Origin of the sequence: Rhizobium sp. CB3090 (assembly GCF_029714285.1) — a bacterium.
Taxonomy (GTDB): Bacteria; Pseudomonadota; Alphaproteobacteria; order Rhizobiales; family Rhizobiaceae; genus Rhizobium.
The window spans coordinates 3,312,814-3,333,255 of the sequence record NZ_CP121662.1 but is presented as its reverse complement, the minus strand read 5'-3'; the positions used below and the strand labels follow the sequence as shown (position 1 = coordinate 3,333,255).

General features: G+C 59.5%; 20 protein-coding genes and 1 riboswitch. Of the genes, 9 read left to right on the top strand and 11 right to left on the bottom strand.

Features of this window, described 5'->3' with window-relative positions:
* The first annotated feature begins 13 nt into the window (after positions 1-13).
* On the top strand, positions 14-421 hold the full coding sequence (locus tag QA646_RS16030) for a hypothetical protein (RefSeq protein ID WP_283056401.1): 408 nt from the start codon (positions 14-16) through the stop codon (positions 419-421).
* A gap of 175 nt (positions 422-596) precedes the next feature.
* On the opposite strand, the gene phaR is transcribed toward QA646_RS16030, so the two are convergent.
* Complete coding sequence (gene phaR / locus QA646_RS16025) at positions 597-1,169, bottom strand: polyhydroxyalkanoate synthesis repressor PhaR (RefSeq protein WP_107109823.1); 573 nt, start codon at positions 1,167-1,169, stop codon at positions 597-599.
* 236 nt (positions 1,170-1,405) lie between these two features.
* Here phaR and QA646_RS16020 point away from each other — a divergent pair, with 236 nt between their 5' ends.
* Entirely contained in the window at positions 1,406-2,587 is a 1,182-nt protein-coding gene (locus QA646_RS16020; RefSeq protein WP_283056400.1) for an acetyl-CoA C-acetyltransferase, read from the top strand.
* Between the two features lie 122 nt (positions 2,588-2,709).
* Positions 2,710-3,435, top strand: coding sequence for a beta-ketoacyl-ACP reductase (locus QA646_RS16015; protein ID WP_283056399.1), 726 nt, complete (start codon positions 2,710-2,712; stop codon positions 3,433-3,435).
* A 46-nt stretch (positions 3,436-3,481) separates the two neighbouring features.
* Here the strand turns inward: QA646_RS16015 and QA646_RS16010 are convergent, their stop codons facing one another.
* From QA646_RS16010 to QA646_RS16000, 3 genes are all read right to left on the bottom strand, one after another.
* Complete coding sequence (locus QA646_RS16010) at positions 3,482-3,655, bottom strand: hypothetical protein (protein ID WP_283056398.1); 174 nt, start codon at positions 3,653-3,655, stop codon at positions 3,482-3,484.
* A gap of 170 nt (positions 3,656-3,825) precedes the next feature.
* Entirely contained in the window at positions 3,826-4,080 is a 255-nt protein-coding gene (locus QA646_RS16005) for a YMGG-like glycine zipper-containing protein (RefSeq protein ID WP_283056397.1), read from the bottom strand.
* Positions 4,081-4,127: 47 nt separating this feature from the next.
* The gene (locus QA646_RS16000) at positions 4,128-4,283 is read right to left on the bottom strand and encodes a DUF3309 domain-containing protein (protein WP_283056396.1); all 156 of its coding nucleotides are present in this window, start codon (positions 4,281-4,283) and stop codon (positions 4,128-4,130) included.
* Positions 4,284-5,569: 1,286 nt separating this feature from the next.
* On the opposite strand from QA646_RS16000, the gene QA646_RS15995 reads away from it, so the two are divergent.
* From QA646_RS15995 to QA646_RS15975, 5 genes are all read left to right on the top strand, one after another.
* Positions 5,570-8,755 carry a helicase-related protein gene (locus tag QA646_RS15995; protein WP_283056395.1) on the top strand — a complete coding sequence of 1,062 codons (3,186 nt, stop codon included), beginning with the start codon at positions 5,570-5,572 and terminating at the stop codon, positions 8,753-8,755.
* Between the two features lie 3 nt (positions 8,756-8,758).
* A complete protein-coding gene (locus QA646_RS15990) occupies positions 8,759-9,163 on the top strand; it encodes an RNA-binding S4 domain-containing protein (protein WP_283056394.1) in 405 nt (134 codons plus the stop codon).
* Positions 9,164-9,370: 207 nt separating this feature from the next.
* Positions 9,371-9,709, top strand: a complete 339-nt coding sequence (gene fdxA, locus QA646_RS15985; RefSeq protein ID WP_107109816.1) for a ferredoxin FdxA — start codon at positions 9,371-9,373, stop codon at positions 9,707-9,709.
* 400 nt (positions 9,710-10,109) lie between these two features.
* Positions 10,110-10,682 carry a CarD family transcriptional regulator gene (locus tag QA646_RS15980; protein ID WP_107109815.1) on the top strand — a complete coding sequence of 191 codons (573 nt, stop codon included), beginning with the start codon at positions 10,110-10,112 and terminating at the stop codon, positions 10,680-10,682.
* A 411-nt stretch (positions 10,683-11,093) separates the two neighbouring features.
* Entirely contained in the window at positions 11,094-11,957 is an 864-nt protein-coding gene (locus QA646_RS15975) for an RNA polymerase factor sigma-32 (RefSeq protein WP_283056393.1), read from the top strand.
* 83 nt (positions 11,958-12,040) lie between these two features.
* Here QA646_RS15975 and QA646_RS15970 read toward each other — a convergent pair whose 3' ends face one another.
* From QA646_RS15970 to QA646_RS15940, 7 genes are all read right to left on the bottom strand, one after another.
* Entirely contained in the window at positions 12,041-12,313 is a 273-nt protein-coding gene (locus QA646_RS15970) for a Txe/YoeB family addiction module toxin (protein ID WP_283056392.1), read from the bottom strand.
* Between the two features lies 1 nt (position 12,314).
* Entirely contained in the window at positions 12,315-12,566 is a 252-nt protein-coding gene (locus tag QA646_RS15965) for a type II toxin-antitoxin system prevent-host-death family antitoxin (protein ID WP_283056391.1), read from the bottom strand.
* 97 nt (positions 12,567-12,663) lie between these two features.
* A complete protein-coding gene (locus QA646_RS15960; RefSeq protein ID WP_283058890.1) occupies positions 12,664-14,124 on the bottom strand; it encodes a M48 family metalloprotease in 1,461 nt (486 codons plus the stop codon).
* Between the two features lie 342 nt (positions 14,125-14,466).
* Positions 14,467-15,195, bottom strand: a complete 729-nt coding sequence (locus QA646_RS15955; protein ID WP_283056390.1) for an ATP-binding cassette domain-containing protein — start codon at positions 15,193-15,195, stop codon at positions 14,467-14,469.
* Positions 15,185-16,828, bottom strand: coding sequence for a thiamine/thiamine pyrophosphate ABC transporter permease ThiP (gene thiP / locus QA646_RS15950; RefSeq protein WP_283056389.1), 1,644 nt, complete (start codon positions 16,826-16,828; stop codon positions 15,185-15,187). Before thiP ends, QA646_RS15955 begins: the two co-directional genes overlap by 11 nt.
* A gap of 7 nt (positions 16,829-16,835) precedes the next feature.
* Positions 16,836-17,864, bottom strand: a complete 1,029-nt coding sequence (gene thiB / locus QA646_RS15945) for a thiamine ABC transporter substrate binding subunit (RefSeq protein WP_283056388.1) — start codon at positions 17,862-17,864, stop codon at positions 16,836-16,838.
* A gap of 49 nt (positions 17,865-17,913) precedes the next feature.
* A riboswitch (TPP riboswitch) is annotated at positions 17,914-18,031 on the bottom strand.
* An 81-nt stretch (positions 18,032-18,112) separates the two neighbouring features.
* Entirely contained in the window at positions 18,113-19,648 is a 1,536-nt protein-coding gene (locus tag QA646_RS15940) for an MDR family MFS transporter (protein WP_283056387.1), read from the bottom strand.
* A 214-nt stretch (positions 19,649-19,862) separates the two neighbouring features.
* On the opposite strand from QA646_RS15940, the gene QA646_RS15935 reads away from it, so the two are divergent.
* The gene (locus QA646_RS15935; RefSeq protein WP_283058889.1) at positions 19,863-20,390 is read left to right on the top strand and encodes a MarR family winged helix-turn-helix transcriptional regulator; all 528 of its coding nucleotides are present in this window, start codon (positions 19,863-19,865) and stop codon (positions 20,388-20,390) included.
* Positions 20,391-20,442 lie beyond the last annotated feature (52 nt).

The following is a 20,442-nucleotide window of genomic DNA, read 5'->3' as shown; positions in this document are numbered from 1 at the left end:
GATTTTCCTGGCTATGATTGTTGCCTTCCCGCTGATGATCGTTCCGCTCGTGCTCTATAATCTGGCGATGCTGGGTTTGATGGGCGCCGGCGGCGTTGCGTCCCTCAACGATGTCATGCTTGCTCTCGCCATGCTCTCGGGTGCGACCTGGACCCTGCAGCTCGGCGATCTCTTCATCGTCGTCGCGCTGATCATGCTGTTCTTCGAAATCCTGAAGGCGACGCGCAATGGTTCGGGCTCATTGCTCAATCACATGCTGTCGATGCTGGTGTTCATCGCCTTTCTCGTCGAGTTCCTGCTGGTCAAGGATGCGGCGACGCAGACGTTTTTCGTCCTGATGACCATTGCCTTCCTCGACGTCATCGGCGGATTTACGATCTCGATCCGTTCGGCAGGACGGGATGTTTCGATCGGATTGTGAAGGTTTTTACCTTCTCCCCACCGGGGAGAAGGTCGTGCGGAGCACGGGTTGAGGGGGCGTTGCATCGTAAGTTGGCGAAAAAAAGCGAGCAATAACACAATATTGCCGGTAACGCCCCCTCACCCGGCGCTACGCGCCACCCATCTCCCCGATGGGGCGAGGGTAAAATTTCAGCTTACAAACTATCCAGCTTGTTCTGCATCGCGCGGAGCTGTTCTTTCAGCTCGTCGATATCCTTTGCCTCTGCCTTGCGGCTTTCTTTCGCCGGCGGCTTCATGAAGGGCGAGAACATCTGCATGGCCTGCTGGAACATTTCGGTATTGCGACGGACCTGTTCCTCGACCATCTGGATCGGCAGTTGCAGGTTCTTGCCCAGCGGCGTTTCGCCGAAGGCGCGGTTGATCTGCTCGCGCATCTGGGTCTGCTGCTCGGTGAAGGCGCGCATGGAATGTTCGAGAAAGCTCGGTACGACCATCTGCATCTGATCGCCGTAATAGGTGATCAGTTGCCTCAAAAATGAAATCGGCAACAGCGTATTTCCGGTCTTCGATTCCTGTTCGAAAATAATCTGCGTCAGCACCGAATGCGTGATTTCCTCGCCGCTTTTTGCATCCTGTACGATAAATTCCTCTCCCTTTTTCACCATCTCCGCCAGGTCATCCAACGTTACGTACGTGCTGGTGCCGGTATTATACAGGCGGCGATTGGCATATTTCTTGATTACGATCTGGCCCTCATTCTTTGCCATTATCAGTCTCCTGGCCCCGTCTGATTGTATGGAAACTCCTCAGCCGCCAAGTGTAGACGCAAAAGAAGCTTGGTGACAATCGCTTTGTGCGATGCGGCAAACCCTTTCCATTAATCGGATTTTTGCCGGTGATGACGGCTTCATGAAATCTGCAAGATCAAAATTCTTGTGTTTGACTCGGGCGCAAAGCTTTGACAGTTTCGACTTATATATGTTCAACCTGTGAGGAGGCTTCCATGAGCAATCCATCCATCGTCGTCGCCAGTGCAGCTCGCACTGCTGTCGGTTCCTTCAACGGCGCCTTTGCGACCATTCCGGCTCATGAGCTCGGTGCGGCTGCGATCAAGGGCGCATTGGAGCGCGCCGGTGTCGAGGGCAGGGAAGTCGACGAGGTGATCCTCGGCCAGGTGCTGCAGGCCGGCGAAGGGCAGAACCCGGCCCGCCAGGCTGCCATGAAGGCCGGCATCCCGCAGGAGGCGACTGCCTGGAGCGTCAACCAGCTCTGCGGCTCCGGTTTGCGCGCCGTGGCGCTCGGCATGCAGCAGATTACGTCCGGCGATGCCAAGATCATCGTCGCCGGCGGCCAGGAATCCATGTCGATGGCTCCCCATGCCGCCCATCTTCGCGGTGGCACCAAGATGGGCGACATGAAGATGATCGACACCATGATCAAGGACGGCCTGACGGACGCCTTCTATGGCTATCACATGGGCATCACGGCGGAAAACATCGCCCGCCAGTGGCAGCTTTCGCGCGACGATCAGGATCAGTTCGCCGTTTCCTCGCAGAACAAGGCCGAGGCGGCGCAGCTCGCCGGCCGCTTCAAGGATGAGATCGTGCCCTTCATCGTCAAGACCCGCAAGGGCGACGTCAGCGTCGACGCCGACGAATATATCCGTCTCGGTGCGACGCTGGATGGCATGACCAAGCTGCGCCCGGCCTTCGATAAGGAAGGCACGGTGACGGCCGGCAACGCGTCGGGCCTCAATGACGGCGCGGCTGCGACTGTGCTGATGACCGAAGCGGAAGCCTCGCGCCGCGGCATCCAGCCGCTTGCGCGCATCGTCTCATGGGCAACCGCCGGCGTCGACCCGCAGATCATGGGCAGCGGCCCGATCCCGGCCTCGCGCAAGGCCCTGGAAAAGGCGGGCTGGTCCGTCGGCGATCTCGATCTCGTTGAGGCCAACGAGGCTTTTGCCGCGCAAGCCTGCGCCGTCAACAAGGATCTCGGCTGGGATACGTCGATTGTCAACGTCAATGGCGGTGCCATCGCCATCGGTCATCCGATCGGTGCCTCCGGTGCCCGCATCCTCAACACGCTACTGTTCGAAATGAAGCGCCGCGGCGCCAAGAAGGGTCTCGCAACGCTCTGCATCGGCGGCGGCATGGGCGTCGCCATGTGCTTCGAAGCGCTCTGATGCGCTTCTGCCCAAACATGCGAGGGTTGTGAATAAGGCTATTCTAAAATAGATGGCAAGCGAAGGATGAGTGATTCGAAATCATTCATCCCCGCTTTGGCGACAACAGAGGGGAGTGGACTATGAGCAGAGTGGCGTTGGTGACTGGCGGTACGCGCGGTATTGGAGCGGCCATTTCGATAGCGTTGCGCAATGCGGGCTACCGGGTTGCGGCAACCTATGCCGGCAACGACGAGAAGGCGCAGGCTTTCCGGGACGAGACCGGCATTTCCGTTCACAAGTGGGATGTGTCCGATTATGAAGCCTGTGGCACCGGCATCGCCAAGGTGCAGGACGAGCTTGGCCCGATCGATATCCTCGTCAACAATGCCGGGATCACCCGTGACGCCATGTTCCACAAGATGACGCCGCAGCAGTGGCACGATGTCATCAATACGAACCTCACCGGCCTGTTCAACATGACCCATCATGTTTGGCAGGGCATGCGCGATCGCAGCTTCGGTCGCGTGATCAACATCTCCTCGATCAACGGTCAGAAGGGCCAGATGGGGCAGGCGAATTATTCCGCCGCCAAGGCTGGCGATCTCGGCTTCACCAAGGGGCTTGCACAGGAAGGTGCCGCCAAGAACATTACCGTCAATGCCATTTGCCCGGGTTATATCGGCACGGAGATGGTGCTTGCGGTGCCGGAAAAGGTGCTGAACGAGCGCATTATCCCGCAGATCCCTGTGGGGCGCCTCGGCGAGCCCGAGGAAATCGCGCGCATCGCGGTCTTCCTTGCCAGCGACGATGCCGGCTTCATCACGGGATCGACCATCAGCGCCAATGGTGGGCAGTTCTTCGTTTGAGCTGACGAAATGGAGTGGCGATGATTGTCGGGGGAATGCCCGGCAGTCATTGCCGGCCTGAATTCCCGGGCCGGTGTGGCCGAGGTTTGAATTCCAAAACGACGGCCTTGAGGGCCACGCGGCGCATCTCCTTTTCCCGCATTCGTACGGCATGACCCAGTACATAAAATGTGGTGCCGAGAAGTGTGAGCGCCGCGACGCTTGCGATGAATTCGGCCATGGTGCCGTTCCTTTCCAAAAACGTTGACGCGATCCCCCGAAACCGGCGTGGGTTGAGTGTTCGTCTTAAGAAAATCGGCCCGAAATCTTCGAAAGATGGACTTTCATGGCCGATCATCAACGGGGTGTTGATGATCGGCTGAAGGAAATCAATCTTCGCGTATAGCCCTCTTAGCGGCAGCGAGCTTCATAGCGACGGCCGTGGCGGTCGCGGTAGATGCAATAGCCTGGGTGCTCCTGGGACCGACCGATGAGGTAGCCGACGGCACCACCGGCGACGGCGCCGATTGCGGCACCACCCCAGCTATTGCTGGCGACGCCGCCTATGACCGCGCCGGTTCCGGCGCCAATGGCTGTCCCCCTTTCGGTTGCCGTGCACGAGGCAAGGGCTCCGGCAAGAGCGATCGCGACGATAATTTTCTTCATGGCATTGCTCCCTGGTGTGTGAAGTCTTCAACAATATTTGGCTGGATTCAGATCCGGCCCATCAACAGCAGAATGAGAACGATGACAAAAACTAGTCCGAGACCACCCGACGGACCATAACCCCACCCCCGGCTGTAACCCCAGTTCGGGAGTGCTCCGATCAGTAGCAGAATCAAAATCACGAGCAGTATTGTACCAAGCATGGCGTAATCCTCCGCGTCGAGCGCCTAGAGCATCCCGCCAGAGCGACCTCACGCAAGCGGATAAGATGCGCTAGATACAAGTCCTGATGCGTCCTTTTCCGTTCTTGCCGATCGAGGCGCATCAATGCCGCTGTCGATAGAAACTTATTTCACGAGAAATTGTTCCGGCTCAGAAATAACAAGACGTGAACATGAGCCGGCATGTCGAGGCGAAATGTTAACGCAGACAGAGGAGCAATGCGAAGGAACACCCGGCGCCGAGTTCCATATATGGTTAAAAATTGCTTTAAATACAATATGTTGCGGTGAACGAAACGAGAAAGCGGACTTGTCCGTGATTCGTCAGCGATTCGTTCTGCATTTGGCCTTTGGTTAACCGTGCACTGAGACTGCCTCAGGGGAGACCTATCTCTTTGGGTGAGGGGATTTAAGCCAAATCGCTGGAAAGTAGTACTCTCTCGATCGAAATGGTTAATGCCGAGCAATTTTTTTGCAACGCGTATCACTGCGCCATTCTCCATTTGGATGAGCTTCCCCCTCCAAACGCTATATCTAGCAGTGAACAAATACAGTACATGCGATAATCTGCGATTCGTCGCCGATTCGTTCCGGCTTTGATCGATAAGTTAACGGTTTCAATCATTGCGCGAAACTCTGGGCTTTTTATATTACGATTCGCTCAAAGGTTAATTGCAATCCACGATTCGACGTGATTCGGCACTTCAACCCTACAGAGTCCTGTGCATTTCGTTCTGGAAGACGCTAGATGTTGTGGAGAACAAATGCAGAATTGAGGGAAGTCAGCGATTCGTCGCCGATTCGTTCCGGCTTTGGCCCGAATCTTAATTTCGAATCCTTCAGGCTGCAGTCCGGAGGAATTCATCTAATTTACAAATGGTTAACGATGCTTTCAAATGAGAGTGCGTTCCGTCGGATTCGCCATTCGGCTCGTGATTCACATGGAAAAGGAGCAAAATGGCGATTCACGATCTGGTGGGCTTTTGCGAATCAAAATCCATATATAGTAGTGAACGAAAACGGAACCAAACGGAGTCAGCGATTCGTCGCCGATTCGTTCTCAAGCTGTTCCCGACTCGTCGGGACTCGTTTTGGATGTGGGGAGAATGTAGCTCTTGGTTGAACCCGCCAAAGATAAAAACGCATCTTGCCGCCGTTGTTTTTTGAATCAGGTCTTGCCTTTGTCACATATGGTCGTCATCTCTTCTTCTCTTCCCTGGGGACCTTGCTGATCGGAAGACAGTGGTTTCTCGCCCATGCATGGACCTATGACTCAGACTTCGCAGCCAATGATCCTGAGCGGACGCGGCGTGACCGCGGTGCTCGGACCCACCAATACCGGCAAGACCCATTATGCCATCGAGCGCATGGTGGCCCACGGCAACGGCGTCATCGGCCTGCCGCTGAGGCTGCTGGCGCGCGAGGTCTATACCCGTGTCGTCGAGAAGGTCGGGGCGCAATATGTCGCGCTGGTCACCGGCGAGGAGAAGATTTCGCCGCCGAATGCGCGTTATTCCGTCTGCACCGTCGAAGCTATGCCGCGCGAGACGCGAGCCTCTTTCGTCGCCATCGATGAAGTGCAGCTTGCCGGCGATCTGGAACGGGGCCACATCTTTACCGACCGCATCCTGCATTTGCGCGGACGCGACGAGACGCTCCTGCTCGGCGCCGGCACGATGCGGCCGATCCTCGAACAGCTCTTGCCGGGAATCACGGTCGTCGAGCGGCCGCGGCTGTCGCATCTCTTCTATGCCGGGCAGAAGAAGATCACCCGCCTGCCGCAGCGCACTGCGATCGTCGCCTTCTCCACCGACGAAGTCTATGCCATCGCCGAACTCATTCGTCGCCAGCGCGGCGGAGCGGCCGTCGTCCTCGGCGCGCTCAGCCCGCGCACGCGCAACGCGCAGGTCGCCCTTTATCAGGCAGGCGACGTCGAATATCTGGTGGCGACCGATGCGATCGGCATGGGGCTCAATCTCGATGTCGATCATGTCGCCTTTGCCCAGGATCGCAAGTTCGACGGTTATCAGTTCCGCAATCTCAATCCGGCCGAACTCGGCCAGATCGCCGGCCGCGCCGGCCGTCACCTGAAGGACGGCACTTTTGGCGTAACGGGCCAGGTCGATCCTTTCGAGGACGAATTGGTACGGCGCATCGAAGGTCATGAGTTCGATACGGTTAAAGTGCTACAATGGCGCTCGAAGGAATTCGATTTTTCCTCGATCGCATCGCTGCGTGCGAGCCTCGAGAGCGCGCCGCGCGTGCAGGGCTTGACGCGCGCGCTGCCGGCAGTCGATCAGCAGGCGCTGGAATATCTGTCGCGCGATCTGGAGATTGCCGATCTCGCCAACAATCCGGCGCGCGTGGAAAAATTATGGGAAACCTGCGCGCTTCCGGATTATCGGCGGATTACGCCCGCCCAGCATGCCGATCTTATCGCCACCCTCTTTTCCGACCTTGTGCGCTATGGCACGGTAAAAGAGGATTTCCTGGCCGAACAGGTGCACCGCGCCGATCGGACGGATGGCGAAATCGACACGCTTTCGGCGCGAATCGCGCAGATAAGGACTTGGACCTATGTGTCGAACCGGCCCGGTTGGCTTGCCGATCCGACACACTGGCAAGAAAAGACGCGGGAAATCGAAGATCGATTGTCTGATGCGTTACATGAGAGGTTGACGAAACGCTTTGTTGATCGCAGGACATCTGTGCTCATGAAGCGCCTGAGAGAGAATGCGATGCTGGAAGCTGAAATCAGTGTGAATGGGGATGTCTTCGTCGAGGGGCATCATGTGGGACAGTTGACCGGATTCCGGTTCACGCCTATCGCGGGAACCGAGGGGCCGGACGCCAAGGCTGTCCAGACGGCCTCGCAGAAGGCGCTGGCGCTGGAATTCGAGGCGCGGGCCGCCCGTATCCATGCGGCCGGCAACAGCGATCTGGCGATCAGTGCGGATGGCCTTGTCCGTTGGCTCGGCGATCCCGTGGCGCGGCTGTCGGGCAGCGATCACGTCATGCGCCCGCGCGTCATCCTGCTCGCCGACGAGCAGTTGACGGGCAATGCGCGCGACCATGTCGCCGCGCGTATCGAGCGCTTCGTGAACCATCATATCAGCACGGTGCTGAAGCCGCTCGACGATCTGTCGCGCGCCGAGGATCTGCAGGGTCTTGCCAAGGGGCTGGCCTTCCAGCTCGTCGAAAATCTCGGCGTGCTCTTCCGCCGCGACGTCACGGAAGAGGTGAAGTCGCTGGATCAGGATGCGCGTGCCTCGATGCGCCGTTATGGCGTCCGCTTCGGCGCCTACCACATTTTCGTGCCCGCCTTGCTGAAGCCGGCTCCGGCCGAGCTCATCACCCTGCTTTGGGCATTGAAGAACGACGGCCTCGACAAACCGGGTTACGGCGATCTGATCCCCGTTCTGGCGGCCGGCCGCACATCCGTGGTCACCGATCCGACTTTCGAGCGCATGTTCTACAAGCTCGCCGGCTTCCGTTTCCTCGGCAAGCGCGCGGTGCGCATCGATATTCTCGAGCGGCTGGCGGATATCATCCGTCCGCTGTTGCAGTGGAAACCCGGCCAGGCGTCGCGCCCGGAAGGCGCCTATGACGGCCGTCGCTTCACGACGACCACGGCGATGCTCTCCATTCTCGGAGCAACGCTGGAAGATATGGAAGAGATCCTGAAGGGTCTCGGCTACCGAGCCGACGCCGTGAAGGCCGAAGATGCAGCAGCCTTCCTTTCGCAGCAGGATGCCTCCTCGGCACCTGAAGCGGCACAGACTGCCGAAGCTGCCGCCGACAAGGCCGATCATGATGATGCCGATGGCAGCAGCGATGAGCCGGCTACGGAAGGTGAAACTGTCGTGCAGGACACGGTTGCCGCAGCGCAGGCTCCGGCTGAGCCGGCCGCCGCCGCTGCCGAGCCGACGGAAACTATCGAAGCTGCAACCGGGCTGGCGGGCGCAGATGCCGTCACCGCCGAGCCTGTCGAGCCGAAGCCGGTTCTGCTGTGGCGCCTTGGCGGACGCAGCGACAACCAGCAGCGTCAGAGCGGACGTGGCCATGGCGATCGTCGCGGCCATCAGGGCGATGGACGCGGTCACCAGGGCAATCGCCGCAATGGTGGTGGCGAGCAGCCGGCGAGCGGCGAAGGCAATCGTGACGGCCGGGATCATCGCGAAGGACGCGAGGTCCGTGGTGACAACAAGGGGCCGCGCGGCAATCGCGACGGCGGCCGCCCGCAGCATCAAGGCAATCGCTCCGAACGCAACGACCGCCAGGACCGCGGCGACCGGAAAGAGCGTAACGATCGCAATGACCGCAACGACCGCAACAATCGCGGCGCTTCGCAGCCGCTGCGCTTCGAGGCCAAGCCGCCGCGCAAGGAAAAGCCGATCGATCCGGATTCTCCTTTCGCCAAACTCGCTGCCCTCAAGGAGCAGATGAAGAAATAGGCCATGACGGACGAAAAACAGCCATCTTCCGGTTCGCGTCAGCGCATCGACAAATGGCTGTTCTTTGCCCGCATGGTAAAATCCCGCTCGCTGGCGCAGGTCTATGTCCAGAACGGTAGCGTGCGGGTGAATGGCGAGCGGGTCACGCAGCCGAGCTACAGCGTCAAGGCTGGCGATCGGATCGAGCTTTCGCTGGAGCGGCGCGATGTCGTCCTGATCGTGCGTCAGGCTGGCGAGCGGAGAGGCCCCTTTGAGGAAGCGAAGCTTCTTTATGAGGATCTGACGCCGCCGCCGGATGAGACAAAACGTCTCACGCCCTTCGAGCAGGCGCTTCGTGCGCCGGGCAGCGGACGGCCCACGAAACGCGAGCGGCGCGCCATCGACCGACTGACCTCCGAGGACGATTAGAAAACTCTGCTCGACCTCAATGATTTTGGGATTGTTTATCCCTTGAAATTGGCCGGCAAAGTCGATACCTCACGGTCAACCCGCTGGTAACCAGCCGGTCGGCATGCCTGCGCATAGCGCATGCGCTTGTCCGCCGGCTTCCGAGGGAAAAGCGCGACGTTCCAGGTTGCGCATCCACGGAAACGAGAGACATTCCTGGAGTGCTTCATGACATACGTCGTGACCGACAATTGCGTTCGCTGCAAATACACCGACTGCGTGGAAGTCTGCCCCGTCGACTGCTTCTACGAGGGTGAGAACTTTCTCGTCATCCATCCTGACGAATGCATCGATTGTGGCGTTTGCGAGCCGGAATGTCCTGCCGAGGCGATCAAGCCCGATACGGAGCCAGGCCTCGATAAGTGGCTGAAAATCAATGCGGATTATGCATCGATCTGGCCGAACATCACGGTCAAGCGTGATCCCCTTCCGGAAGCCAAGGAAATGGATGGCGAGCAGGGCAAGTTCGAGAAATATTTCTCAGCCAATCCTGGTTCCGGCGACTGATCGAAGGTCGTGACAGGCCGCCGATAAAGGTGTAGTCGATAGCGCATAAAGACGAATCATTGCCGTTGGCCGCAAGAGCGGTCGACGTGGCCGTTTTGGTGTGCGTAAAGCAAATTATTGATTTAGTCAGATTTTTGTGATAGCTTCCCCACACTGATCCACTGCGGCATTTCGCGTGCCCCAAACCATCACGAAAGCAAATAACAAATCCGTACGCGGTTTCCTTGACATATCAACGTTTTGAGTTGTCGGGGTCTGGGATCGCGATGAACGGATTTCTTTTTGCACGCGTCTGGCTGGACCAGGATGAAGTCACCCCGACGGTGCTTCCGTCTCAACCGGGCCTGACTGACCCGGCCCCGGCTCGCGCTGGGTGCGTAACAGGGAGTTTTTGAAAAGAATGACGATCCAGCAGAAAAAACCTTCAGCAGCACGCCATGGCTTTAAGACCGGTGAAGCGATCGTGTACCCCGCCCACGGTGTTGGTACGATCACCGCGATCGAAGAGCAAGAAGTCGCAGGCATGAAGCTTGAGCTTTTTGTAATCGACTTCGAAAAAGACAAGATGCGTCTGAAGGTGCCTGTGGCCAAGGCCATGAGCATCGGAATGCGTAAGCTTTCCGAGACGGATTTCGTCGATCGGGCGCTTAAGGTTGTTCAGGGCAAGGCTCGTGTCAAGCGTACCATGTGGTCGCGCCGAGCTCAGGAATATGATGCCAAGATCAATTCGGGCGATCTTATCTCGATTGCCGAAGTGGTCCGCGATCTCTATCGCGCTGAAAATCAGCCTGAGCAGTCCTATTCCGAACGTCAGCTCTATGAAGCTGCGCTCGATCGCATGGCGCGCGAAATCGCCGCCGTCAACAAGATGTCCGAGACCGAGGCTGTTCGCCTCGTTGAAGTCAATCTGAACAAAGGCCCGAAGCGCGGCAAGGTCGTCGAAGAAGACGATTCCCAGGACGAAGCCGCATAAGGCCAGAGGCCACATACCAAATCATGTCCCAAAAACCCGGCCTTGCGCCGGGTTTTTTTCTTTGGAACCTTTTTGGGTCTGCCGCGTTTATGCCTCGTATTCGCGTCTGCTGCGAGCTTTCTAAGATGTGAGTTTCTCGGCCAGCCGCTTCCCTTAACGTTCACGAGGACCGGACCCCATGTGTTTTGATTGGAAATTTCCCGGCGATCGGAAGTCATTTCGTTCGCTAGGTCATTTCGGTGAAGCCGAATTAGACCCGTAACCGATCGTCGGATATCCGGAGATCGGCCTCCAATTGCATTCCATTCATAGATTTTCACCCGTGCAGCAATGTCCGGAAACGATGTTTGCTGCCTTTTCCGTTGACCGTGGCACAGAGACGATTTTGGGGCAGGATTAGGGGATATGCATATGAAGAATATGTCTGCAGATCGGCGTATGATTAAGATCGCGATGGCCGCTCCCTATCTCGGCCGCGACGAAGAGCACGATCTCGCCATCCGCTGGAAGGATCACGACGACCGCGGCGCTCGTAACAAGATCGCCACAGCCCACATGCGCCTCGTTATTTCGATGGCGGGCAAATTCCGCAATTTCGGCTTGCCGATGAGCGATCTGGTACAGGAAGGCTATGTAGGTCTCCTGGAGGCGGCGGCAAGGTTCGAACCGGAACGGGAAGTGCGGTTTTCGACCTATGCAAGCTGGTGGATCCGCGCGTCGATCCAGGATTATATCCTGCGCAACTGGTCGATCGTGCGTGGAGGCACGAGTTCGGCCCAGAAGGCATTGTTCTTCAATCTCCGCCGCCTGCGCGCCAAGCTCGCCAGGGGCAATACCGGCGTCACCGTGCAGTCCATCCATGAGGAAATCGCAGTCGCCCTCGGCGTCAGCCTTGCCGATGTGCAGACCATGGATGCGCGCCTCTCCAGCAACGACGCATCCTTGCAGGCGCCGTCGATTTCCGGCGACGCCGAAAGCGCCGAGCGCATGGATTTCCTGATCAGCGACGAGCCTCTGCCCGACGAGCAGGTCTCCAATATGATCGACGGCGAGCGGCGCCGCGTCTGGCTGGCCTCCGCATTGAAGCACCTCAACGAGCGTGAAATGAAGATCATCCGCGCACGCCGCCTGGTGGAAGATGGTGCGACGCTGGAAGAGCTGGGTGCCGATCTCGGCATTTCCAAGGAACGCGTGCGCCAGATCGAAAGCCGCGCTATGGAAAAACTCCGCTGCGCTCTGGTCGACGCCGATCCGCGCATGGCGAGTTATGCTTGATTAGCCGCAGTTCGGTAGCGAACTGCTACCAGGCTGTGGCGCGATCTTTCGCATGGTCATAACTACCGTCAATGCGCCAGAAGCTATTTTTCATAATGAAATCGGCATTGGATGATTTCCGACTGCTGGCTGGAACCCTTGCCTGTGACGCAGTAGACGAGGCGACGCTCTCCAAGGATGCGCCTTGACCAAAATCCAGATAGATCGCCCTTCAGTGGCTCCGGTTTGCCAAGACCTTTAAAGGGTGATCTTTTTACGTCCTTGAGCAGTTCGTTGATTTTCTCGACCATCTTCTGGTCGTTTTTCTGCCAGTATTCGTATTCTTCCCAGGAATTGGGGGTCCATAGCAACTTCATGTCAGAGCGTTGGATCGCTCTCTATCAACTGCCCCTTACGGAGCTGTTGGATACTGTCGCGTAGCCGTGCAGAGTTAGCAGGCGTCGAGAGCAAGTGTAGTGTCTCTTGCATACTCTCGTACTCGCTTTCGGCAATTAAAACCATTGCTTCCGAACCTTGACGGGTCACCAGCAGGGGAGCCCGTGAAGACAGAACCTGATCAAAATAGGTTGCGATGTTCTGCAGGAACTCCGTCAAACGAACGTGTGCCATCGCGCATTCCTTCCCAGTCACTATATGTACGGATATGCGTACAGATTTCTTGGAAGTCAGGTAGGGGCCTTCTCCCCGCTGGCGAAGGTATGGCCAGTTATTCCGAAATAATTTTGACCCTGTCGCCGGGCGCGACCGTTGCGCCTGTCGGCAAGGCGTTGATCAGCTTGAACAGATCGAGTTTGCGGTCGGTGCCCATCATCCGGGCGGCCAGCGTGGTAATGTTATCACCGGCCTTGACGGTGACGACGCGTACGCGCAGCGGCTTCAGCGACGAGGCTTCCTCCGGCGTCATGTGCCGGAAGCTTGAGCGCAGCACGTCGGCCGTCTGCTCCAGTGCGGTGATATTGCCTTTCGGCACGGCCGTCAGGAAGCGGAAGATCTGCGAGCGATCGCGGATGACGGTGACGTCGAAATCCCAGCGATCGGCCGAGGCACGCGCGGTCGCCGCCTCCATGCCGTTGACGGTGATGGGCCTGATGGTCGAGGGATCGAGACCGGTGACCCAGCCGCTGGAAATATAATTCGTCAGGTTCTGATTCTGGCTGTCTGCCACGCCGTCGAAGCGGACGGCGATATCGCCGGGACCGGTCGCCATAACCGCCTCGACCTTATTGTCGATGTGGAAATCGGGCGGCACGTCGAAGCGAATGCCGAGGCCGCCGTGCAGGAAGGTCTGGCCGCGCACATAGCCTTCTTCCGGGCTATCGCCATAAAGCAGGCCGTCGATGCCGTTGAGGTAATAGTCGCGGCCGGTATCGCCGACCTTGCCTTCCTCGCCGAATTCGCGGGCATGCGTCTTGGCAAGCTCGATACGCTGCGGCGTGCTCGGATGGCTCGATAGGAAGTCCAGGCTCTGGTCGGCGTCGGAATTGGCCGACATGAAACGGCTGTAGTCTTCCATCGCATTGAGGAAGCGGGCGGCCGCATAGGGGTCGTAGCCGGCTTGGCCAAGCGTGCGGATGCCGATCTCGTCGGCTTGCAGCTCCTGCTGGCGGGAGAAGGCGGCAAGGCGCAGCTTGCCACGCGCAAGCGCCTGTTTGCCGGCAAGATCGCTCGACAGCACTTCCGAGACGACGCGGCTGGCGATGACTTCGGCCTCTTCACGCTTCTGGCGTTCGATACCGTGATTGGCGGTGACGTGCGCCATCTCATGCGACAGCACGGCGGCGACTTCCGAGGCATCGTTGGCAAGGGCAAGCAGACCGCGGGTGACGTAGAGGTAGCCGCCGGGCAGCGCAAAGGCATTGATCGACGGCGAATTCAAAATGGTGATGCGATAGGATTGCTGCGGATTTTCCGACACGCTGGTCAATGCGCCGGCGATGCGGGCGACCAGGCGCTCTGTCCTGGCATCCTTGTACTCGCCGCCATAGCTCGCAAGGATACGCGGATGCTCGCGGGCACCCATCTGTGCGCGCGGATCGTTCTTCTGCACCTCGGAAACGATCTGCGGATTGGATGACGGCGAAACATTCGGCTGATAGGACTGATCCAGCACCGACTGGCAGCCGTTGAGCACCGTCGCAGCAATGAGGACGGGGGCGAAGCGGCGCATACGGGCCGCAACAGTCGCGCTGATCCTTCGTCCTGCGTATTCGCTCTGCTTCAGTGCCTGTGTCCCACTCATCTCGCTGCCATGCCGGCCGAACGCCGAACCCGGTTGATCATGGCTAGGCCGATCATCGCCGCGTTTCGTCAAAGGTTGCATCCATCCCGATCAGACCTGAGTTCATCCGGATGGTCTCCGCCCTTTGCTGTAGCCGATTTCGGCAGCAGTTGCATAGCGAGACTCCGTTTAAATGTGGCAGCGTTGTATTTTGGCAAGCATATGCCAGGACTTTCAGCCGCCCGCCGCGACGAAATTAAGGCAAAGCGGCAGCAAAATGCTGCGTCGCACTCAATGCCGCAAAAATGTGGTCAGCGCCGGAATATTGTCCTGCTCCAGGAAACGGTCGATGGGAGCTGAAAGCCTGACGGTTCCGCCATCGATAAAGACGGCATAGTCGGCGAGACGACGAACTTCGGCCGGGTCGTGCGAGACGATCAGCACCGTATTGCCCGTCTCGCGGTGAAGCGCGGACAAAAGCTCGGCCATGCCGGAGCGCAGGCCGGGATCGAGCGCGGCAAACGGCTCGTCGAGCAGCAGGATCGGCTTATCGCGCACTAGCGCCCGGGCAAAGGCTGCGCGCTGACGCTCGCCGCCGGAGAGGGTACCGGGCATGCGTCTGTCGAAGCCGGCAAGCCCGACGCGGGTCAGGGCCTGCGAAATCCTTTGCCGGTCGTCCGCCGAGAGCTTTAGCGAGGGACTGATGCCAAGCCCGACATTGGTGAAGAGATCGAGATGGGCAAAGAGGTTGTTATCCTGAAAAACCAGCGAGACAGGTCGTTCCGAGGGATGCAGCTTGGTCACATCCTCTCCCGCAAGCATGATGCGGCCATGGTCCGGTGTCTCGAAGCCGGCGAGCAGATTGAGGAAAGTGGATTTGCCCGATCCGGACGGACCGGTGATGGCGATGATCCGGCCCCGCGGCAGTTCGCAATCGAAGCGGAAATCATGCGTGCCGAGCCGCAATTCGACATCGGTCATCACGATGCCTCGTGCCGCCGTGCTTTGATTATCGGTCATTCCGCCCGCCTTCGTCTTGATGCTTGCCCTGACCGGCCGTGCCGGCGATGGTCAGGAGAAGACATATCAGCCCCAGAATGAAAGCAAGTCCGTCTGCATCGTTGGTGCGATAGCTGCCGAGCTTGCTGTAGACCAGCCAGGGCAGCGTCATCAGGCTATCGGAGCCGAAGAGAGCGATGGCGCCGAGATCGCCGAGTGACAGCGCCATGGCGAAAGAAAGCGCGGTAAAAAGCGGTTTGCGCAGGCCAGGCCAATCGACCAACCGCAACCGCGCCAGACCATGAAGGCCGAGGCTTGCGGTGAGCCGTTCAGTGCGGCGGCGATGGACGGCATGGGCCGGCTCGACGACGCGGATGACGAAGGGCAGTGCCATGAGGGCGTTGATGACGACGATCAGAAGGGCAGCGAAGCGGGCGGGATCGCCAAACAGCCTGAGCGCAAGAAACCATCCGGTCGCCAGCACGATCGGCGGCACCAGCAAAACGAGGGAGGACGTGCCGCTCAAGGCGACGGCCAAGCCACGCAGGCGCGGCACTTTCCTGCGTTCGGCCGATATGGCTGCGCGGGCTCGGATAATGGCGAAGGAGGCCAGGACCGCCAGAATGCCGGCAGCGAAAGCGATTGCGAGGCTGGTCAGGGTCGCCTGCAGGAAGACCGTCTGGCTGATAAGCCTGAGAAGATCTGCCTTCAGGCCGGTGACGACCACGGAGGCGAGCGGCAGGCCGATGAACAGGGTGGCGAGCAGGAGCAGCGCGCTATCGGCCAATTTGGCGGCGGGCAATGTTCCGTCGATCCGCTGTACGGCACGGCCCGCCGTCAGCCCATGATCGTCTGGTGCCGGAAGCAAGGCCATCGCACTGAGAACTGCGGCGGTTACCACGATCTGCAGAAGGGACAGGGCCACGGCGCGGCCGGGATCGAAATCGAAGCGCAGTGCCTGATAGATCGCCACTTCGAGCGTGGTCGCAGCCGGGCCGCCGCCGAGGATCAGCACCAGTGTAAAACTGGTGGCGCAGAGCATGAAGATCAGACCGGCGACGCCGGGAATGAGGCCGCGCAGTATTGGCCATTCGATGAAACGAAAGACGGAGGCCGGGCGCATGCCGAGTCCGCCGGCCATCAGCCAATATTCCGCCGGCACGCGCTCCAGCCCGGCAAGCATCAGGCGGGCGGCCAGCGGCAGGTTGAAGAAGACGTGCGCGAGCAGGATGCCGGTCAGCCCGTAGATGCTGACCGGTTGCGACAGCCCGAGCCCCGTCAGCGCCTGATTGAAGATGCCCTGACGCCCCCATATGCCGAGCAGGCCGAGTGCACCGATCAGCACCGGCAAGCCCATGGGGACAGCCATCAGGCGGATCAGCCACAGCCGACCGGGGAAACGCGGCTGCCGCACCAGCGCACGGGCGACGGGAATTGCAAGCGCGACGGAAAGAAGGGTGGACAGTGTCGCCTGCAGCAGTGTGAAACGCAGCACGCGCAGAAGATAGGGATCGGTAAGCGGATTACCGCCGGCGGATTCGATGCCGGCGGCAAGTAGGGTGATGATGGCAAGGCCGATGAAAAACACGATGCTGGCGAGGCTGAAGGCCCCGCCGGCAATGGCATGTCTTTTCTCCGGCGCCGTCAGCAACATCTCACCGTCAATTGGTGCTGGTGGCGGCCAGCCATTCGTCGATCCAGGCCTTGCGGTTCTTCTCGACCGCGTCGGGGCTCATTAGGAAGGTCTTCGACGGGACGACCAGCTTGCTGAATGCATCCGGGAGCGGCTCGGACGTCGCCGAGACCGGCATCATCCAATTGTTGGTCGGGATGGTGTCCTGGAAGCCTGGCGAGATCATGAATTTCAGGAAGTCGCGGGCAAGCTCCTTGTTCGGCGACGACTTGATCAGGCCGGCGACTTCGATCTGGATGTAGTGACCTTCGGAGAAGGCGGCGGCCTGATAGCGATCGGTCTTGTCCGTGATCATGTGATAGGCCGGCGATGTCGTGTAGGAGAGCACCATCGGCGCTTCGCCCTTGGTGAAGAGGTCATAGGCTTCCGACCAGCCGGGCGTCACGGTCAAGATGCGGCCCTTGAGCTTTGTCCAGGCTTCCGCAGCTTTGTCGCCATAGACCGACTTCACCCAGAGCAGCAGGCCGAGACCCGGCGTCGAGGTGCGGGGATCCTCGATGACGATCTTCTGCGACGGATCGCCTTCGACCAGATCCTTCATGCTCTTCGGCGGGTTCTTGATCGTTTGCGTATCATAGACGACGGCGAAATGGCCGTAATCATAGGGGACGAAGACATCGTCCTTGAAATCGCCGGGAACCTTGAGGCCGGAGGTGTCTATGCCGCTGGCATCGAACAGGCCGGTATCCTTGGCTTCGTCGACGAGATTGGTGTCGAGGCCAAGAACGACGTCGGCCTTGGTGCCCGTACCTTCCAGTTTCAGCCGGGAAAGCAGCGCGACGCCGTCGGTGACGCTGACGTAATTGACGGTGCAGCCGCAGGTCTTCTCGAAAGCGGCCTTGACCTTGGCGCCCGGACCCCAGTCGGCGGTGAAGCTCTCATAGGTATAGATGGTGAGCGTCTTGTCGGCGGCTTCGGCGCGCTCAGCGGCAAAAAGCGTCGCGCCGGCGGCGAGAGCCAAGCCGGCAAACAGTGATAACAGCGATCGGTTGGGCATGACAGCGCCTCTTCGTTGGTTTGTCTTGAACGGGAAAAGGGCGCTATGATTGTGTCACGCGTCTAATCCCTCCGCCGGTGTTAGCCGGATCAGGTTCCGCGGGTTGGCCGGTGAAAGCCTCTCAGCCAGATGTCTTGAAAAGACATAAGGCACCCCGTTAGAGCGTTGGCAGGTTTAGTCCTGTGATGAAGGGATGACAAGGGAATAAAAAGTGGATGATTCCCTTGTCGATTGCAGGACGCGTTTTTTTACTCGGCGGCGTGGGCGGCTGTCCGGCTGTCGAGCGTCTTGGCGGCGCCGGGCAATTGCACGTTCTTCAATGTGATCGCCGTCAGCAGGCCGAGGAAGCAGATGGCAGCGGCCGTCATGAACAGCGGACTGAAGGCGCTCGCGTAGGCATTGGCGACGCTTTCGCGCGTGGCCTCCGGCAAGGCCGCCATCATCTTCGGCGTCAGTTCCTCGATGTTGGCGACGCCCGGAATGGAGACGCCGACATTGCCGAGTTTGGCGGCGATGATGGCACCATAGATGGAAATGGCGATCGAGGCGCCGCCCATGCGCGAGAGCGTCACGGCGCCGGTGGCCGCACCGACATCACCCCTTGCGGCGGCATTCTGCACGCCGATGACCGGAACCTGTTGCGCCAAGCCGATGCCGATGCCGTGCAGCAGCATCAGCGCGCCGATGAAGACGATGGGCGTGCCGGCATGGGCCTGCGCCAGTGCGGCGAAGGCGATGGTGCTGCAGGCGGCGCTGGCGATGGCGAAGGGCTTGTAGCGGCCCCTGATCGAGATCAGCCGGCCGGCCGAAAGCGAACCGCAGACGATACCTCCGGTCAACAGGATGAACAGCAGGCCGGCCATCGACGGCGACAGTCCGGTCGTCGTCTGCAGGAAGAGCGCGAAGTAGTTGACCATGCCGATCGCGACAGCGCCGCTGGTGACCGAGATGATCAGCAGCAGGCCGAAGGTCGGGTTGCGGAACAGCGTCATCGGCACGATAGGCTCCGGTGCACGGCGTTCGACGAAGACCCAGGCCAGCGCGCAGAGGGCGCCGAAAGCGATGATGCCGAGGCATTGCGGCGAGAGCAGCGAACCGAAGAGCTCGGTGCCGTCGGCGGCAAGCACGATACTGGTGGTGGTCAGCGCGAGAAGGAGCGCGCCGGCATAGTCGATCTTCGGCTTGCGGCCCGGTTTGCGATAGGGCAGCATGAAAGCGAGGCCGGTCAAAACGACGAAGCCGATCGGCACGTTGACGAGGAAGATCGAGCGCCAGCCGAAGAGGTCGCTCATCGTGCCGCCGAGAACGGGGCCGATGGCGCCGGAGGCCATCAGCACCAGGCTGGAATAGCTTTGATAACGGGCGCGTTCACGCGGCTCGAAGAGATCGGCGTTGACGGCGAAGATCGACACCATGATGCCCCCGCCGCCAAGGCCCTGCAGCACGCGGGCGGCGATCAGCGTGTTCATCGATACCGCGAGGCCGCAGACGGCCGAGCCGATGGTGAAGATCCCGATCGCAGCCATCATCACATATTTGCGGCCGAAGAGGTCGCCGAGCTTGCCATAGACGGGCATCGAGGCGGAAAGGGCCAATAGATAGGCCGAGCCGATCCAGCCAAAGCGTTCCAAATGCCCGAACTCTCCGACGATGGTCGGCAGTGCCGTCGAGACGATCTGGTTGTCGAGGGTTGCCATGAACATGGCGGTCATCAGGAAAAGGAAGAGAATCAGCCGGCGGCGATGATCCGCCACGAGTGGCGCGGGCGCGATTTGCATATCCATGGAACGAGAAATCCGAGCTTGTCCGAAACGCTATGCGGTCGACCGAACGCATGGGAACGCCTCGGTTCCTGAATGCGGCACATGGCGTTTTCGGGCAGGTCTTCGAAAGCGCATGTTCCGCAACAATATATGTGCTATCAGCATATAATTGTCAACAGCAAGTGAATGCTGTCTGCATATTTCAATTCCTGTCCGTCTCTGATATGTTGGAATGATGACAACAGCAACGAACACACGAGAAGTTGAAGCTTCCCCGCTGCCCGAAGACGAAAACCTGCTGCGTATCGGGCAGGTGATGACGCGCATGCGCCTGATGACGGGCCGCCGCATGATCGGCCGGCTTGCCATCGAGAGCGTGGCGCCGGGCCTGGAGCTTTCGCATCTCGACGTCATCGATGCCGTGAGGCGGGCGGAAGAGGCCGGTGAAGTCACGGTTGGGACGGTTGCGGATATCCTGCGTATCGATCCATCGCGGGCAAGCCGCATCGTTGCCGAGATGGTCGGCAGGGGCGTGCTGCGCCGCAAGGCCTCGCAGGCTGATGCGCGGCGCATCGTCGTCGTGCTGACCGCGCTTGGGCAAAGGCTGCTCGCCGAGATCCAGGCGCAGAAATTTTCGGTCATCGAGAGCATCATTGCCGACTGGCCGGCGGAGGATGTCGAGGCTTTCTCGCTGCTGTTCGATCGGTTCGTCGGCGGCTACGAGCGGGTTTTTCAGGCGCGCATCAAGGAAACGGACGGCTGAGCGGCTGACGCTGCCGTTCTTGCCAACAGCGCTCTTCCCTAGTGACGCGTCT

What these genes read in the sequence shown, in the direction of transcription:
- QA646_RS15955 (WP_283056390.1), bottom strand. Translation starts at nt 15,195, where the DNA reads ATGACCGATAATCAAAGCACGGCGGCACGAGGCATCGTGATGACCGAT.
- QA646_RS15995 (WP_283056395.1), top strand. Translation starts at nt 5,570, where the DNA reads ATGACTCAGACTTCGCAGCCAATGATCCTGAGCGGACGCGGCGTGACC.
- QA646_RS16005 (WP_283056397.1), bottom strand. Translation starts at nt 4,080, where the DNA reads ATGAAGAAAATTATCGTCGCGATCGCTCTTGCCGGAGCCCTTGCCTCG.
- QA646_RS15935 (WP_283058889.1), top strand. Translation starts at nt 19,863, where the DNA reads ATGACAACAGCAACGAACACACGAGAAGTTGAAGCTTCCCCGCTGCCC.
- QA646_RS16030 (WP_283056401.1), top strand. Translation starts at nt 14, where the DNA reads ATGATTGTTGCCTTCCCGCTGATGATCGTTCCGCTCGTGCTCTATAAT.
- QA646_RS16015 (WP_283056399.1), top strand. Translation starts at nt 2,710, where the DNA reads ATGAGCAGAGTGGCGTTGGTGACTGGCGGTACGCGCGGTATTGGAGCG.
- QA646_RS15980 (WP_107109815.1), top strand. Translation starts at nt 10,110, where the DNA reads ATGACGATCCAGCAGAAAAAACCTTCAGCAGCACGCCATGGCTTTAAG.
- fdxA (WP_107109816.1), top strand. Translation starts at nt 9,371, where the DNA reads ATGACATACGTCGTGACCGACAATTGCGTTCGCTGCAAATACACCGAC.
- QA646_RS15975 (WP_283056393.1), top strand. Translation starts at nt 11,094, where the DNA reads ATGAAGAATATGTCTGCAGATCGGCGTATGATTAAGATCGCGATGGCC.
- QA646_RS15965 (WP_283056391.1), bottom strand. Translation starts at nt 12,566, where the DNA reads ATGGCACACGTTCGTTTGACGGAGTTCCTGCAGAACATCGCAACCTAT.
- QA646_RS15970 (WP_283056392.1), bottom strand. Translation starts at nt 12,313, where the DNA reads ATGAAGTTGCTATGGACCCCCAATTCCTGGGAAGAATACGAATACTGG.
- QA646_RS15960 (WP_283058890.1), bottom strand. Translation starts at nt 14,124, where the DNA reads ATGCGCCGCTTCGCCCCCGTCCTCATTGCTGCGACGGTGCTCAACGGC.
- QA646_RS16010 (WP_283056398.1), bottom strand. Translation starts at nt 3,655, where the DNA reads ATGGCCGAATTCATCGCAAGCGTCGCGGCGCTCACACTTCTCGGCACC.
- thiB (WP_283056388.1), bottom strand. Translation starts at nt 17,864, where the DNA reads ATGCCCAACCGATCGCTGTTATCACTGTTTGCCGGCTTGGCTCTCGCC.
- QA646_RS15990 (WP_283056394.1), top strand. Translation starts at nt 8,759, where the DNA reads ATGACGGACGAAAAACAGCCATCTTCCGGTTCGCGTCAGCGCATCGAC.
- QA646_RS15940 (WP_283056387.1), bottom strand. Translation starts at nt 19,648, where the DNA reads ATGGATATGCAAATCGCGCCCGCGCCACTCGTGGCGGATCATCGCCGC.
- phaR (WP_107109823.1), bottom strand. Translation starts at nt 1,169, where the DNA reads ATGGCAAAGAATGAGGGCCAGATCGTAATCAAGAAATATGCCAATCGC.
- QA646_RS16000 (WP_283056396.1), bottom strand. Translation starts at nt 4,283, where the DNA reads ATGCTTGGTACAATACTGCTCGTGATTTTGATTCTGCTACTGATCGGA.
- QA646_RS16020 (WP_283056400.1), top strand. Translation starts at nt 1,406, where the DNA reads ATGAGCAATCCATCCATCGTCGTCGCCAGTGCAGCTCGCACTGCTGTC.
- thiP (WP_283056389.1), bottom strand. Translation starts at nt 16,828, where the DNA reads ATGTTGCTGACGGCGCCGGAGAAAAGACATGCCATTGCCGGCGGGGCC.